Here is a 15477-nt window from a genome sequence, read left to right on the forward strand (position 1 = left end):
CAATTAATAAGTTCGCCCGAAATCACCCGCTCGGGTGTTTCGGCGGTAAATCGTATTTTTGGCCCCTTATCATTGTAAATGACTCATGGAGACGACTAATATTCAACTGAAACCCTTGTTTGAAGAAGACAATGTACGTGCGCTGGAGGCCATCGACCGGGCCCAGATGATCGCTTTTGCTCCCTATGTATGGGAGGCCTCCCGCCTGCTGCGGGACAAAGGTATCCTGCATGCCGTGGAAGCTGCCCGCAGCGAAGGCATCACCATAGCCGAAGTCGCCCGTCAGGTAGATATGCAGATTTATGGTGTACGGATATTGCTGGAAGCGGGCCTGGGCATGTCGCTGGTCTTCCGCAAAGAAGACCGCTATTTCCTGGCCAAAACAGGACATATCCTGCTCAATCATGAAATGACGCGGGTCAATTTCGACTTCATGCGCGATGTTTGCTACAAAGGTTCCCCTACGTTGGAGGCCTCTATCGATCACAATAGCCCGGAGGGGCTCAAGACCCTGGGCAACTGGAATACCCTGTATGAGGGCCTTTCGACTTTCCCCTCCCCTGCCAAGGAAAGCTGGCTGGCCTTTGACCATTATTATTCCGATAATGCCTTTCCCGAAGCCCTGCCCATCGTTTTCAATACCCCCCCCAACCGTATGCTCGATATTGGCGGCAATACCGGCAAATGGACACTAGCCTGTCTGGAATACAACAGCCAGGTGCATATGGGCATCGTGGACCTGCCGGGACAACTGAAAATGGCAGAGCAGAACATTGATGCCGCGGGCTTTACCGGAAGGGTATCTTACCACGAGCACAACGTGCTTGATGCCGCGCTGGAACTGCCGGCCGGATACGATACCATATGGATGAGCCAGTTCCTCGATTGCTTTGCCGATGAAGAGATCGTAGCCATCCTGCAAAAATGTTACCGGGTAGCCGATGAGCACACGCGCATCTTTATCAATGAAACCTTCTGGGACCGGCAGCGTTTCGCCACTTCGGCCTTTGCGCTCCAAATGACCTCCCTGTATTTTACCAATATAGCCAATGGCAACAGCCAGATGTATGACAGCAAGGTATTTTACCAGCTCATCGACAAGGCAGGCTTCGATATTGTGCAGCAGCACGATCTCATAGGGCTCAGCCATACGATACTTGAATTGAAAAAAAGACCCTGATCGTAGCATCGACATGCGGCGGAGGTTGCCAACTCCGGCTGTTACCACTGAGGAATGCTACTATTTCACACCCATTAAAATTATCCTTTCGGTTTTTGGTATGATAACAACAGACGTATTGGTGATCGGGGCAGGCCCTTCGGGCACCGTAGCCGCAGCAATGATCAAGAACGCCGGCTTCGATGTAAGAATCGTGGAAAAACAACAGTTTCCCCGTTTCGTGATCGGTGAAAGCCTCTTGCCACGCTGTCTCGACGCCTTGAATGAAGCGGGCTTCATGGATGCGCTGAATGCGCAGCATTTCCAGATCAAGGCGGGCGCCAAATTTGTACGCAACGGTGAGATCTGCGATTTTACTTTTGAAAAACAGCATACTGACGGCTGGCGTTATGCCTGGCAAATGCCCAGGGCCGACTTTGACTTGACGCTAGCCAACGAGTGTGAGCGCAAAGGCATACCGGTCGCTTACAAACATGAAGTAACTGCAATCGAGATAGCAGAAGACGGGAGCAGCGTTACCACCATTCTGCCGGAGGGAGGCGAGCCTTACCAGATCAAGGCCCGTTTTATCGTAGATGGCAGCGGCTATGGCCGGGTGATCCCCAGGCTGTTCAATCTGGAAAAGCCTTCCAGCCAGCCAGCCCGCAAAACCATGTTTGCCCATATGACCGATCCCCGGCGCCTGGAACAGGAAGAACCCAACCGTATTGTAGTGTACGTGCATCGCGACGATTGCTGGATATGGACCATTCCCTTCGCCAACGGCAATACTTCGGTAGGTTATGTATCCAAGCCCGAGTTTTTTGACAAATATACCGGTACACCCGAAGAGCAGTTCCGTGCCATGATCGCCGATGAGCCGGCATTGAAAGAGCGCTTTGCCCATGCAGAGCTGATCTTCGAGCCCCGCGTGCTGCAGGGATGGAGCGCCACCACCGATACCTTCTGGGGCAATGGCTTTGTGCTCACCGGCAATGTAACCGAGTTCCTCGATCCCATCTTCTCTTCCGGGGTAACCTTGGCTACCGTGTCGGCGCAAACAGCCTCCAAGCTGGTGATCCGTCACCTGAACGGTGAAGCGGTAGACTGGCAAAAGGAGTATACGGAACCGACGATGCAGGGCGTGAATGTATTCCGTACCTATGTCAATGGTTGGTACGACGGGACCCTGTTCAAGATCTTCTTCGCCAGGAATAAGAGCGAGCAGTTCAAAGAGCAGATATGTAGCGTGCTCGCCGGCTATGTGTGGGATATGAGCAATCCATTTGTAAAGACACATGAGAAGGCCGTACGGAACCTGGCCAACTACCTGGACAATGTGCCGGAACACTCATGATAACCGACATTTAGCTACCTTTGCATCATCAATTATAACCGGAACAATATGAAGAAATATAGCATAGTGATTGCTGCGGCCCTTTTCCTGGCAGCCTGTGGCAATGCCAATAAAACCGAGGAATCTGCAACGGCTACCGGCAGCAGCAGCACCACGACAACAGAAACCACGACGACGCCCTCCGCTTCTGCCCCGATCGCAAAAGTGGCCGACCCGGTATGTGGCATGGAACGCGGCGAAGAGCAGTGGACTGAGTTTGTAGCCAATGGCGCCGATACCGCCTGGTTCTGCAGCCCTCATTGCAAAGAGACCTTTGAGAAGAATCCTGAGAAGTACAAGCACAAAAGCGAAGAAAAGAAAGGCTAAGCCGGGATGTCCTGCGGACAACGATAGCCTGAAAAAGGCTTCGCCGGATACCTGGATACAAAGGAGCTGCCTGTTCTCCGGGGCAGCTCCTTTTATACAAATTGCCATGCCGACACACGAAGAATACATGCAACGCTGCCTTAAGCTGGCCGCCCTGGGCGCCGGCCGGGTATCGCCCAACCCTATGGTGGGCGCGGTACTGGTATACGGCGACCGCATCATAGGCGAAGGCTGGCATCAGGAATACGGTCATGCCCATGCTGAGGTGAATTGCATCGCATCGGTGCTGGCGTCCGACCGCGACCTGATTCCGCTCAGCACGATGTACGTGAGCCTGGAGCCCTGTGCCCATTTTGGCCGCACCCCGCCCTGCGCCGACCTCATCGTGCAGCACCGTATACCCCGTGTGGTGATCGGCTGTACCGATACCTTTAGCCAGGTGAGCGGCAGGGGCATTGCCAAGCTGGAAGTCGCGGGCATCGAGGTAATACAAGGCGTACTGGAAGCGGCCTGCCGCCGGCTCAACCGCAGGTTCTTCACCCGCCAGGAACAGCAAAGGCCTTATGTGATCCTGAAATGGGCGCAAAGCGAGGATGGCTTCATCGCACCGCCCGAAGGCAGGCGGGTCATGCTATCCAATCCTTTTTCGCAAAAGATAGTACAACGCATGCGCAGCGAGGAAGACGCGATACTGGTAGGCTACCGTACAGCTTTGCTGGACGATCCGCAGCTCAGCAACCGCTATGGACCGGGCAAGCAACCCTTACGTGTGGTAATCGATCCGCAGTTGAGCCTGCCTCCTTCGCTGAAGCTGATGGACGGCAGCCAACCCACTATAGTCCTGAACGAGTTGAAAACAGTTGAACAGCATAGCCTGCAATGGAAGCAGGTGGCCACGAATACGCCAGCTGCCTGGCTACAGCAGCTGGATACGATCAATTCTATTATTATCGAAGGCGGCGCCCGCACCTTGGAGCAATTCATCGGGACGGATATGTGGGACGAAGCCTTTATTATCAAAACACCACATCTGCTGGGCGAGGGAGTACCTGCACCGGTGCTGCGCCATGCTATCCGGCAGGAGGTACTGAGCCTGCAGGCAGATGTTATTTATCATTACGATCATGAACATACCGCAAGATTATTCCCAAACCAATAAAGATGCCTGGAACAAGAGGACGATGGTACATATCGGTTCCGAGTTCTATGATATGAAACAATTCCTGGAAGGCCAATCGTCGCTGAATGAGACCGAGCTGGCGTTGCTGGGCGACATCAGGGGCAAAAGCATTCTGCACCTGCAATGCCATTTCGGACAGGACAGCCTGTCGCTGGCACGTATGGGCGCGAAGGTAACTGGCGTCGACCTGTCAGACAAAGCCATAGCCAAGGCACAGGAGCTGAACGATACCCTTGGGCTCGACGCACACTTTATCTGCTGCGATGTATACGACCTGGAACAGCACATCGACGAGTCATTCGATATGATCTTTACCTCTTACGGCGTCATTGGCTGGCTGCCCGACCTGCAGCGCTGGGGCAAGTTGCTCCATACTTTCCTCAAGCCCGGCGGACAGTTTATCATGGTTGAATTTCACCCGGTCGTGTGGATGTTCAACAGGGATTTCAGCAAAATAGAATACGACTATTTCAATACCGAGACCATTGTCGAGCAAAGCACAGGTACCTATACCGACCGCAATGCACCCATCGCATATGAAGAAGTAAGCTGGAACCATAGCCTGGACGAAGTGTTTGCAGGCCTGCTGCAAAACGGGCTTGCACTTACCGGTTTCAGGGAATACGATTTTTCACATTACAATGCTTTTGCCGGTATGATACAGACCGGCGACCGCAAATTCGTTATCGGACACCTGGAACACAAGATCCCGATGATGTACTCGGTAACAGCAATAAAAAAATAAGCGATATCCCGGTATAAGAGACAAAGGTTGCTTTCATTGTTGCGCTTATCGAAAGGAGGCTATAGAACCCTGCTTTTGACAAGCTTAGCAACTGTGATGGAAACAAATAATGACCCATGCCTCTTATACCGGGCCAATCAGAAAAAGTAAATGCAGTTGACTTATAAAACGATTACCGGAAAAGCTTCTGCCGAATTCAAAGACCGCGGCAGTAAATTTCATGGCTATGCTTTCCCGGCCCGGAGTGCGGAGGAGATCAGGCAGCACTTGCAGGAACTGAAGAAGGAGCATCCTAAAGCCGGGCATCATTGCTATGCCTACCGACTGGGCACCGACGGGCTGCAGTTTAGGGCCAACGACGACGGAGAGCCCTCGGGCAGCGCAGGACGACCGATATTGGGGCAGATTGACAGTTCAGGACTTACCGACCTGCTGGTGGTCGTAGTGCGCTATTTCGGCGGTACCCTGCTGGGTGTGCCCGGTCTGATCAATGCTTATAAGACAACAGCAGCCGATAGCCTCGCGCTGGCAACAGTCGTTGAAAAGAATATAGAACATAAGGTCGTGCTGGAATACGACTATTCGCTGATGAACGAAGTGATGATGGTACTGAAGCAAAACGACGCCACGATATACCGGCAGGACATGCAGCTGTTCTGCATCCTTGAAGCCGGCATTCCTTTAAGCCATAAGGAAAGTTGCCTGCAGAAGCTGGCCGATATCAGGGGACTGGAGATCAGGTAAACAAAGTATCGACTTCGCCTATTGTGCTATTAACGGACCGCTAACCCCTGTTTGCCCATTTCCTGCTACATTTGCTGCCTGCTTTTTATCCAAAAATATAATTACGTGGAAACAGTCTGTATACCGCACCAGGCCACTACCTTCTTCTCCCGGCTGAACACCGATTACCTGTCGGGGCACGAAGCGCTGGCGTCGTTTTACCAGTTCAGCCCCGATGATGCCGGCCTCGATCAGGCAATCGCAGCCCGTAAACAGTTTCCCGTAAACAGACAGGTTCTCGTAGATACGCTACGCAGGCAATACCGGAACCACACTTTATATGAGGCGGTGAGCAGCAATATAGACGCGCTGGCCGACCACAATACCTTTACTATATGTACGGCGCATCAGCCCAACCTGATGACCGGCTACCTGTACTTTATTTATAAGATCATCCATGCGGCACGGCTGGCCCGTCACTTGCAGGAAAGGCGCCCGGAGCACCGGTTTGTACCGGTTTTCTATATCGGTTCCGAAGATGCGGATATTGACGAGCTCAGCGTATTCCGGTTCAACGGCATCCGCTTCCGCTGGCAAACAGAGCAGGCCGGGGCCGTGGGCCGCATGTCGACCAACGATCTGCAACCTTTGCTGGGACAGCTCACAGCACTTATAGGTCCTCCCGGCGACAATGCCGAACGCCTGAAAGACATCATTCACAATGCCTACCGGCAGCACAGCACTATAGCCGAAGCGACCCGTTATATCGTCAACGAACTGCTCGGCCAATACGGTGTTGTAGTGATCGACCCCGACGATGCCGCGCTGAAACAGCTTTTCCTTCCCATCCTGCACCAGGAACTTTTTGCCCCTCGCGCTCATGAGCTGGTACAGCAGACATCGCAGGCCCTGGAACAGGAATACGGCGCACAAGCCTACTCCCGTCCCATCAACCTGTTTTACCTTAAAGATGATATCCGGGAGCGTATAGAACAGCACGGTGATGAGTGGCGTGTACTGCGGAGCGATATCCGCTGGAACCGTACAGGACTGGAACAGGAGCTGGCCGCACATCCTGAACGTTTCAGCCCTAATGTGATCCTGCGCGGGCTGTTCCAGGAGAGCATTTTACCCAACGTTGCCTTTATCGGTGGTGGCAGCGAGGTTGCCTACTGGCTGCAATTAAAACCGGTATTCGATCACTACAAGGTTTTCTTCCCGGCGCTGGTGCTGCGCCAATCGGTACTCTGGATCGATGCTGCCGCCAGCCGGCTGCAACGTAAGACCGGCCTCAGCGATGAAGAGTTGTTCCAGTCTTCTGAGAAGCTGGTCCGCGCCTTTGTACATAAGCATACCCATAAAGATCTGGCCCTCGAAGATACCCGGCAGCAGCTGAACCAGCTCTTCGACCAGATTAAGACAAAAGCAGTTAATGTTGACATTACGCTCAGGGCAAGCGCCGAAGCAGCACTGACCAAAATGCGTCATCAGCTCGATACCATGGAGAAGAAAATGATGCGCGCGGAGAAGCGGAATATGGCCGAGCAATTGTCGCAGATCTATAAGCTGAAAAACCGGCTGTTCCCCAACGAGTCGCTGCAAGAACGTTACGATACGTTCATGCCTTATTTCCTGGAGCAAGGCCCTGCTTTCTTCGACATCCTCATGGAGGCTACGCTGCCCTATGGCAATCAGTTCCTGGTGATCAGGGAGACACAGCCGGAAACCCTTACCGCGTAACAACAAACCTTCTTCCTTAACAAAATCTTGCCCCGGCGCTGCCTCTTGGCGGGCTATGCATTTGCCTCCGCATAAGCCCGCACTTTTGGGCTGTTCCCCGACGGATTTCTATTACTCTGGCCTGAATATACATTGCCGCCGTTACGGGCGACCGGGATATCGTTAGTTTGTACTGCCAATAAAACATTCACCCATTATTCAGTACAAGCCTTATGACTACCACTATTATCATTGTTGCGGTCATGGTAAGCCTTTCGGTTGCTTACATCATTTTTATGAATGCCCGCAGGAAAAAACTGTTGGGCGATTACAATGCCGATAACCAATATCATCGCGCCGCCGAGCTGCTCCCCTCTATAATGAGCGATCGCCTGGACCAGATCAGGCACCAGATGAACGGCAATGCTGTCGATGCAATAACCGAATGCGCTCATATTACCAATATCGGTCAGCAAGCCGCTTCAGCGGCCATCACCGCAGCCAAAACGGTAGCCTGGGCCGCTGTTGGCGTTAAAGCGAAATACCGCACAGCCGATCATGCCAGCTACCTGGTGCTCAGCGGCGACGACCTGCACTATATACTGTTCCAGGAAGGCGAGCTGAGCGATCACCAAGTATTTGACCGTTACGAGCTCAGCACCGCAAAGCTCGATCGTACTTCGGCTTCAGACAAAGTGACCCGTATGGGCTCGGCCATGGGCCGCAAAACGCAGAAGCTCACTCTGGATAAGGAAGGTAAAAAAATGGAGATCCTGTTCTATGACCGCATTACCCGTCTGCCGGGAGGACCTCTTTCTCCTTTTTCCGGAGATGTATTTAAGACCATGGTCGATTTCGAGATCATGGGTAAATACTTTAAAGAGCGGCTGGGTAACAAATACCACCAGCTACAGGCATCCTGATCCCTATATAACGATACAATATCTATTACACTTTTCCCGTAGCGGGTATCACCAAAGGAATGGCGACAACACGCGATGTGTCGCCATTCTCTTTTTACCAGAGGCCTATTGCGTATCTTTGGCTATGGCGACTTTCAAAGACTATTTCTCCCGGCAGGCGGCTATTTATGCGCAGCACCGGCCGGCTTATCCCGAAGCGCTTTTTACCTACCTGGCCTCGTTAAGCCCCGCGCAGGACCTGGCCTGGGATTGCGGCTGCGGCAACGGTCAATCTGCGCTGGGACTGGCAGCGCATTTTAGCTCGGTCTATGCCAGCGACCCCAGCGCCGAACAGATAAACCATGCTACGGCACATAGCCGCATCACCTATCGCATAGAGCCTGCAGAGCATTGCAGCTTGCCCGATAGATCGGCCGACCTGGTCACGGTAGCGCAAGCTTTGCATTGGTTCCGTTTTGAAGACTTCTTCGCAGAAGTGAGGCGGGTGCTTAAGCCCGGAGGCGTGCTGGCCGTATGGATCTATGGCTTACCGCAGCTATCCCCCGAGCTCGACCGGCTCATCCGCCACTTTCACGACGATGTGGTAGGCGCTTACTGGCAATATGAGAACCGGCTTATCGAAAACGGCTACGCAGATATTGCCTTTCCCTTCGAGCCCTTGCCCACACCGGCATTCAGCGCCAGCCGCAACCTTACGCGCGAGGCGCTTTCGGGGCTGCTGTATAGCTGGTCTGCCGTGCAGCGGTTCCGGGAGCACGAAGGCTATGATCCGGTCGCCGGTATACAGGAGGAGCTCACCGCCTTATGGCCTCAGGCCGAAGCACAGCGACAAGCTGTATGGCCGCTGACTTTGATTGCAGGCATACCAGGTTCCCGGCGATAAGGATAGCCGCTGCACAAGCAGGACGTCTTCCCATTCCTGTATGCTGCTGCACATAAGAGATCCAATAGGCAGCGCAATATTTTTTTGAAAATCAAGGCAAAAAAAGTTGGAAAATTAAGAACGGGCATTTACCTTTGCACTCCCTTCAGCAAACGAGTTGAAGCAGTTCTTAAAAATAATGGAAGCATAGCTCAGCTGGTTCAGAGCGTCTGCCTTACAAGCAGAGGGTCCGCGGTTCGAATCCGTGTGCTTCCACTACCCCGATTTTCAGGAGGCATAGCTCAGCTGGTTCAGAGCATCTGCCTTACAAGCAGAGGGTCCGCGGTTCGAACCCGTGTGCCTCCACCACCATCCCCCGTCATAACGGGGGATTTTTTTTGCCCCATGACAGAGCTGCCGTTCAGACCGCTGGCGCGTTCAGACCGGCAGCCGGGCAGGACGGCGTGTGCTAAACATTACTGCTTTTTCCTCTTAATTTAAATACACTTATTTGCTACAGAACTCCTTTGCCTGAATGGTTTTTATGCAAACGTGCTCCAGGAATGGCTGAATATTATTGGCCTGACGCATGAGGGGACTTACTTTACGGCAGATTACGCTACACATCAAAACGTTACTTACAAACGCAATAAAAATAATTAAGGAGAAAGTCTATTTTTGTTTAGATATCCATTCTGTTCTATAAAACCTTAAGATGCCAGCATAATGAATAGGTTCGTTAACGGATGCCCGCTTTCCCTGCTATTATTATTACTGGCATGCAATACTCCCAAAAGCAAGACACCAGCCAATGTCATTGAGCTTTTGAAAATAGATAATGAAGGTGTAAATATCAGCTATACAGACACTAAAAACGGAGACACCACCCTACTCTTTCTCCATGGCTGGGGTATTAATCAGACTTATTGGCGTGATCAGTTAACTGCCTTTTGTCCCAGGTACCGCGTGATAACGCTCGATTTGCCGGGCTTTGGACAGTCTGGGAAGAATAGGAGTAATTGGACAGTGCAGGAATATGGCAAAGACGTCTCAGCCCTTCTAGCCGAATTGGACCTGCGGAACGTTATCCTCATCGGGCATTCCATGAGTGGCGCCATAGCGGTAGAAGCGGCATTGACTAATCCGGCACGTGTAATAGGTGTTATAGGCGTAGATAACTTCAAGAACATCTCCTATGTTGAAACAGCAGCGAACAAGGCCGAAGCTGCTACATTCTACAATACTATCAGGGCGCATTACAGAGAAGTGGTTTCGGAATACAGCAACCAGGCCTTGTTTGTACCATCGACCGACAGCCTTGTACGGCGAAGGGTGATACGAGATATTTGCAATTCCGACTCCCTTATCGCTGTGGATGTTCTTGAGCATAGCGATAACTACCCGCTTGATGAAAAATTAAAAGCCCTGAAAAAGACCATCTATCTGATCAATAGCGATGCTACGCCAACGGATACAGCAGCATTCAGGAAAGACACGATCAGCTATTATCTACTGAATATAGGAGCAACAGGCCATTATCCGATGATAGAAAAGCCGAAGGAGTTTAACACATTACTGCAGGAGTCTATAAATAGGATAGGCCATTAGTAGTGTTCGTCCGGGCAACCTGCGCAGGATAGCCTGCACACATCCTTAACGTTTACATCATATTAAAATCCGTTCTTCGCTGGCTTAGGCCGGTGTGCTTACCGCCGGCAGTATTTGCCGTGGTATGAACAGAACCTGCATCTTCCTTTTTTATTTCCTGCTTTCCCTGATCCCCCTTTGCCGCCTGCATGCCCAGGAAGAACACGAGCTCCCTGTAGACCGGCTGGAAAACCTGCCTTATAGCGCACCCGACAATGACTTCCTGAAGCTGAAAGATGCTTACCGCAATGCGCTCGGCAACAGGCAGCCGGTGGCAGCAGCCGACATCCTGCGCCAGATGGGCAATATATGCTATCACCTCGGCCACTTTGCCCAGGCTCTCGAATATTACCTGCAGGCCGAGAGACTGCTGGAACAAGAACATGAATATGCACGGCTGGCAGCCAACGCCAACGACATGGGTATCCTTTACTATTATAATAAAGACATGAAGGCCGCCCGCAACGCTTACGACAAGGCTATGAGCCTCTTCCGCAGGCTAAACGATCAGAGAGGCATCGGAGATACTTATGGTCATCTTGGTCATTTGTTTGAAAAACAACAGCAGTACGACAGCGCCCTACAGTGCCAGCACAGCGCTCTGGCTGCTTATGCCAGGATAAGCGACGGCAAAGGCATGGCAAAGATCTATGAGAACCTGGGTAGCATTTACGAAGATCTGGAGCGCTACGATTCGGCCAGTATCTACTTTAACCGCGCCCTGGGGCTGTATGAACGGGAGGGCGTGCAACTCGAAAAAATCGAAGTGCTCAACAACCTGGGCGATATCAATCGCAAGACAGGCCGGCTAAAAGAAGGCCTGCATTATTCAGTTGAGGCCTTGCAGCTTGCCCTGCAACAAAAGGAACGCTATCAGGTGAGCTCGGCATACCGCGATATAGGTAAGGCTTACCACCTGCTGCACCAGGACGACAGCGCCTTTTACTATCTTGAGCTCAGCCGCAGGCACCTGCTCGAGATCTATTCTGAAGAAAGCAACAAGCAAATGGCCTTTTTACAGGTGCAATACGATATTAATAAGAAGAACCAGGAAATCGAAAGACTACAGGCTGATAAACGGGCCAACCGGATCCTGGCTGTTGCTGTGACCATCGTCATCCTGCTCCTGGTTGTACTGGGATTGGCCATTATCAGCCGGCAACGGATCAAGATCAGGAGCGAGCAGGACCTTGGGGAAAAGAACAAGCAATTTTTCGAAACACAGCATAAGCTTTCCGAAGCCGAGCTCAAAAGCCGTCTGCTGGAGGAGGATAAGCTGAAGACGGAGATCAGGAACCGGCAGCTCGAAAAAGAGAAAATGGATGCCGAGCTAAGGGGAAAGGCGCTGGAGGAGTCGCAACTGCGGGGCCAGATAGAGACCAAGACAAAAGAGCTGAGTACCCATACACTCCATATTATACAAAAGAACCAATTGCTGGAAGAATTGAAGGCCAGGCTGGAGCTGATGGCCAAAGACGACAAGAGAGACCAGAAGAAACCGATCCGGGAGCTGATCCAGCAGATCAACCAAAATTTCAACAACGATAAATACTGGGAAGAATTCAGGGCTACTTTCGAGCAGATCCACCAATCCTTTTTCGAAAAGCTAAAGCCTTATTCCGATGAGCTCACACCTTCTGAGATCCGGCTGATCTCCCTATTGAAAATGAACCTGAGCTCAGCAGACATTGCCACCATTCTGGGTATTTCCCAGGATAGTCTGAGGGTTTCCCGTTACCGCTTACGCAAAAAGCTGAACCTTGATCAGGGGGAGAACCTCGGGGCTTTCCTTCAGTCCCTGTAGTGGGTAACATTGTGGTAATGTTACGGAAATGATTTGATAATGACGGTTTTGTTACGCAGATAAATGCTGATAATCAAACAAATAGAAATCATTTGTTGCCTTTGTTCACGCCTCGCTTACGGTTTTGCTAACGCTGTTTCCTTTTTGCTTACCCTCAAAATTTGCATTTCCTTTGACCACAACCGCATCTTTGCCCTGTTCAAAAAACAGATTGCGATGACGCGTTCTTTATCTTTTTTCTTCTTCCTGCTTACCCTTCCTACACTGGCTATCGCCGGCGCCATCAAAGGCCGGGTTACTGAGCCAGGCGGTGCCGAAGCGGCCATTGGCGCCGCCGTATCGCTGCTTGAAGCACAGGACCACAACGCTGTTACCGGCCTCGATGGTAGCTTTCGCATAGGCAAGGTATCCGCTGGTACCTATACGCTCTCCATTACTTATATAGGTGCTTCTGCCTATACCCAAACCATAGCGCTTGCCGACGACCAGGAATTGTCGCTGGACATCAACCTGCGATCGCCACAAGACAAACAGCTGCAGGAAGTGGTGATCGGCGGTAAAAGGGACGGTGGCAGCGAAAACACGGCCCGCACTATGGAGCAAAAAGCCGACCAGGTGATGAACATCATCTCGGCAAAGGCCATCCAGGTATCGCCCGACCTTACCGTAGCCAACGTGATCCAACGGGTATCGGGTGTATCGATCGAGCGCAACAGCAACGGCGACGGACAATTTGCCATTCTCCGCGGCATGGACAAACGTTATAATTATACCCTGGTGAATGGCGTGAAAATACCGAGCCCGGACAATAAATACCGCTATGTTCCCCTGGATATGTTCCCTTCCGAATTACTGGACCGCCTTGAAGTCTATAAGGCTTTAACGCCCGACATGGAAGGAGATGCCATCGGCGGCGCTATCAATATGGTAATGAAAGATGCTCCCGATCGCCTTACCTTGTCGGCAAACCTGGCTACCGGCTATAGTGAATTGTTTGCCGGAAGGGATTTTATGAGCTATAATTCCGGTGGCATCAATAAGCAGTCGCCTTACGAGATCCAGGGAAAAAACTACAGCGCCGTCACAAGCGATTTCCCCTCAGCACCCCTGGATTACCAGCAAAAGAGGCCCCTCCCCAACCTGCTTGGCGGCCTTTCGTTGGGCAACCGCTTTTTCGGTGGCAAATTGGGCGTCCTCGTTGCCGGCAGCTATCAGAATACACATCGCGGCGCCAACAGTACTTTCTTCGACCAGGAAACGGTCGACACCTTTAAAGGCGTGACCCTGACCAATCGTCATGTACGCCGTTTCTCCGAGCAGCAGATCCGCTCGGGTCTCCATGCTATCGTCGATTACCGCATCAGTAAGAAGCACAAGCTGCGCTGGTACAATGCATACATGAGCCTGACCAATATACAGGTACGCGACGAAGTGATCCAGTCGCTGGGCAAGGGTACGTTTGATCCCGTAAACGGCAATGCCGAGCTACAGTACAGTACCCGCTCACGCCTTACCCAGCAGCGCATCTACAACAGCACGCTCCAGGGCGATCACCAGCTCGGCGATGCGTTGAAGCTACAATGGTCGGCGGTATATTCCAGGGCGACCAGCGAGCAGCCCGACAATACCAGGATAACGCTCAACGGCGTGGAGAACGGATTTGTACAGCAGATCACCAGCCCCGATGGTATGAGCCGCCGCTGGGAGCACAACAGCGACCGCGACCTGAGCGGCTACCTCAATCTGAGTTATGATCACAGGATTGCCGGTATTCCCATAGAATGGAAGCTGGGCGGGCTGTACCGCGATAAGCAAAGAACCAATTTCTATAACCAATACCAGTTTACCCCACTCAATACCAAAGCGCAATATGGCGTCGACTTTACCGACTACAGCGATATCGATTGGTACCTGGGCACGCCGAAAGGCAGCGTGGGCTCAGCGCTTAATTACGATGCTTATGAGAAGATAACTGCCGGCTTCTTGCGCTTTAAGCTACAGGCAGCGATGTTGGAGGTCACCGGCGGTGTAAGGATCGAGCATACCGATCAGGGCTATGCAATGCTGTCGCAGGCCGGCGAAGACCATCCTACGGGCAACCAGGTATACACCGATGTATTGCCCAGCCTGCATTTCCGCTATATGCCGTCGCCCGCGACCAATATACGGGCCTCTTATTACCGGGCCATCAACCGGCCGGGCTTCTTCGAGATCGTTCCCTATAAGATCGTAGAAGAAGACTACCAGGAACGCGGCAACTATAATCTGCAGCATGCTATTGCCGACAATATCGACCTGCGCTATGAGCTGTTTCCCAGGGCCGGCGAAATGCTGATGGCCGGTGTATTCTACAAGCATATTCAGAATCCCATCGAATATACTTTGCAGCTCGATCCTGTACGCCAGCAGGACGTATACTATGCGCCGGGCAACTATGGCAATGCCAACAACTATGGCCTGGAGCTCGATTTTATCAAGTATTTTCAAAAATTCGGCGTCAAAGGCAATTATACCTACACCCATTCCCGCATTACCACCAATAAATTTGAACGCATCAGGAATGCCCAGGGCGATCTCGCGCCGTCAACGGTCATGCAGAGCCGTCCGCTGTACGGACAAGCCGCACACATTGCCAACCTTTCACTATTATACAAGGATGCGCAACATGGCTGGGATGCGCAGCTGGCGGCCAATTACACCGGCGACCGTATCGTCACTATATCCCAGTTCCTCGATCGCGACATCTGGCAAAAAGGCTTTGTGCAACTCGATTGCTCTGTCGAAAAGACCTTCAAAAACCACATCGGGATCTTTGCCAAGGTGAATAATATCCTGAATACGCCCATGCAAACCTATATCAAAGGGCAAACCGCAGTAAATGCAGGCGTTCCCGATCAGGACATGGACGGCAATACCATGATCCAGAAAGATCTTTATCAGCGCTCCTACCTGTTGGGACTACGTTACAAGCTATAACTCATTTACATTTTTC

At 51.9% G+C, this 15477-nt stretch carries 12 protein-coding genes and 2 tRNA genes; all 14 read left to right on the plus strand.

The annotated features are described in order from the left end of the window. Positions 1-85 precede the first annotated feature (85 nt). The 14 genes from DZK30_RS17095 (at position 86) to DZK30_RS17160 (ending at position 15461) form a co-directional block, all read left to right on the plus strand. Positions 86-1180: a class I SAM-dependent methyltransferase gene (locus tag DZK30_RS17095; RefSeq protein WP_118975389.1), complete on the plus strand. Its 1095-nt coding sequence runs from the start codon at positions 86-88 to the stop codon at positions 1178-1180. A gap of 100 nt (positions 1181-1280) precedes the next feature. After that, positions 1281-2516 carry an NAD(P)/FAD-dependent oxidoreductase gene (locus DZK30_RS17100; RefSeq protein WP_118975390.1) on the plus strand — a complete coding sequence of 412 codons (1236 nt, stop codon included), beginning with the start codon at positions 1281-1283 and terminating at the stop codon, positions 2514-2516. Positions 2517-2564: 48 nt separating this feature from the next. Continuing rightward, on the plus strand, positions 2565-2882 hold the full coding sequence (locus DZK30_RS17105; RefSeq protein WP_118975391.1) for a hypothetical protein: 318 nt from the start codon (positions 2565-2567) through the stop codon (positions 2880-2882). Positions 2883-2988: 106 nt separating this feature from the next. Next, positions 2989-4041 (plus strand): bifunctional diaminohydroxyphosphoribosylaminopyrimidine deaminase/5-amino-6-(5-phosphoribosylamino)uracil reductase RibD, encoded by a 1053-nt coding sequence (gene ribD / locus DZK30_RS17110; protein WP_118975392.1) that lies wholly within the window; start codon positions 2989-2991, stop codon positions 4039-4041. After that, on the plus strand, positions 4007-4807 hold the full coding sequence (locus DZK30_RS17115; protein WP_118975393.1) for a class I SAM-dependent methyltransferase: 801 nt from the start codon (positions 4007-4009) through the stop codon (positions 4805-4807). The genes ribD and DZK30_RS17115 overlap by 35 nt, the downstream gene beginning before the upstream one ends. Positions 4808-4963: 156 nt before the next feature. Beyond that, positions 4964-5551, plus strand: a complete 588-nt coding sequence (locus tag DZK30_RS17120) for an IMPACT family protein (RefSeq protein ID WP_394342401.1) — start codon at positions 4964-4966, stop codon at positions 5549-5551. A 105-nt stretch (positions 5552-5656) separates the two neighbouring features. Further along, positions 5657-7270, plus strand: coding sequence for a bacillithiol biosynthesis cysteine-adding enzyme BshC (gene bshC / locus DZK30_RS17125; protein WP_162903180.1), 1614 nt, complete (start codon positions 5657-5659; stop codon positions 7268-7270). Positions 7271-7482: 212 nt separating this feature from the next. Next, positions 7483-8172 (plus strand): hypothetical protein, encoded by a 690-nt coding sequence (locus tag DZK30_RS17130; RefSeq protein WP_118975396.1) that lies wholly within the window; start codon positions 7483-7485, stop codon positions 8170-8172. A 124-nt stretch (positions 8173-8296) separates the two neighbouring features. Next, complete coding sequence (locus tag DZK30_RS17135) at positions 8297-9055, plus strand: class I SAM-dependent methyltransferase (RefSeq protein ID WP_118975397.1); 759 nt, start codon at positions 8297-8299, stop codon at positions 9053-9055. A 180-nt stretch (positions 9056-9235) separates the two neighbouring features. Beyond that, a tRNA-Val gene (locus tag DZK30_RS17140) sits at positions 9236-9310 on the plus strand. Positions 9311-9325: 15 nt separating this feature from the next. Continuing rightward, positions 9326-9403, plus strand: a tRNA-Val gene (locus DZK30_RS17145). 357 nt (positions 9404-9760) lie between these two features. Further along, a complete protein-coding gene (locus DZK30_RS17150; RefSeq protein ID WP_118975398.1) occupies positions 9761-10642 on the plus strand; it encodes an alpha/beta fold hydrolase in 882 nt (293 codons plus the stop codon). 124 nt (positions 10643-10766) lie between these two features. Beyond that, positions 10767-12485: a tetratricopeptide repeat protein gene (locus DZK30_RS17155; RefSeq protein ID WP_118975399.1), complete on the plus strand. Its 1719-nt coding sequence runs from the start codon at positions 10767-10769 to the stop codon at positions 12483-12485. A gap of 216 nt (positions 12486-12701) precedes the next feature. Then, positions 12702-15461 (plus strand): TonB-dependent receptor domain-containing protein, encoded by a 2760-nt coding sequence (locus DZK30_RS17160; protein ID WP_118975625.1) that lies wholly within the window; start codon positions 12702-12704, stop codon positions 15459-15461. The last annotated feature ends 16 nt before the right edge of the window (positions 15462-15477 follow it).

Origin of the sequence: Taibaiella koreensis (genome assembly GCF_003545715.1) — a bacterium.
In the GTDB taxonomy this organism is placed as follows: Bacteria; Bacteroidota; Bacteroidia; order Chitinophagales; family Chitinophagaceae; genus Taibaiella; species Taibaiella koreensis.

Coding starts and splice junctions, on each gene's coding strand:
- DZK30_RS17155 (WP_118975399.1), top strand. CDS start 10,767: ATGAACAGAACCTGCATCTTCCTTTTTTATTTCCTGCTTTCCCTGATC.
- DZK30_RS17115 (WP_118975393.1), top strand. CDS start 4,007: ATGAACATACCGCAAGATTATTCCCAAACCAATAAAGATGCCTGGAAC.
- DZK30_RS17160 (WP_118975625.1), top strand. CDS start 12,702: ATGACGCGTTCTTTATCTTTTTTCTTCTTCCTGCTTACCCTTCCTACA.
- DZK30_RS17150 (WP_118975398.1), top strand. CDS start 9,761: ATGAATAGGTTCGTTAACGGATGCCCGCTTTCCCTGCTATTATTATTA.
- DZK30_RS17130 (WP_118975396.1), top strand. CDS start 7,483: ATGACTACCACTATTATCATTGTTGCGGTCATGGTAAGCCTTTCGGTT.
- DZK30_RS17100 (WP_118975390.1), top strand. CDS start 1,281: ATGATAACAACAGACGTATTGGTGATCGGGGCAGGCCCTTCGGGCACC.
- DZK30_RS17105 (WP_118975391.1), top strand. CDS start 2,565: ATGAAGAAATATAGCATAGTGATTGCTGCGGCCCTTTTCCTGGCAGCC.
- DZK30_RS17135 (WP_118975397.1), top strand. CDS start 8,297: ATGGCGACTTTCAAAGACTATTTCTCCCGGCAGGCGGCTATTTATGCG.
- DZK30_RS17095 (WP_118975389.1), top strand. CDS start 86: ATGGAGACGACTAATATTCAACTGAAACCCTTGTTTGAAGAAGACAAT.
- ribD (WP_118975392.1), top strand. CDS start 2,989: ATGCCGACACACGAAGAATACATGCAACGCTGCCTTAAGCTGGCCGCC.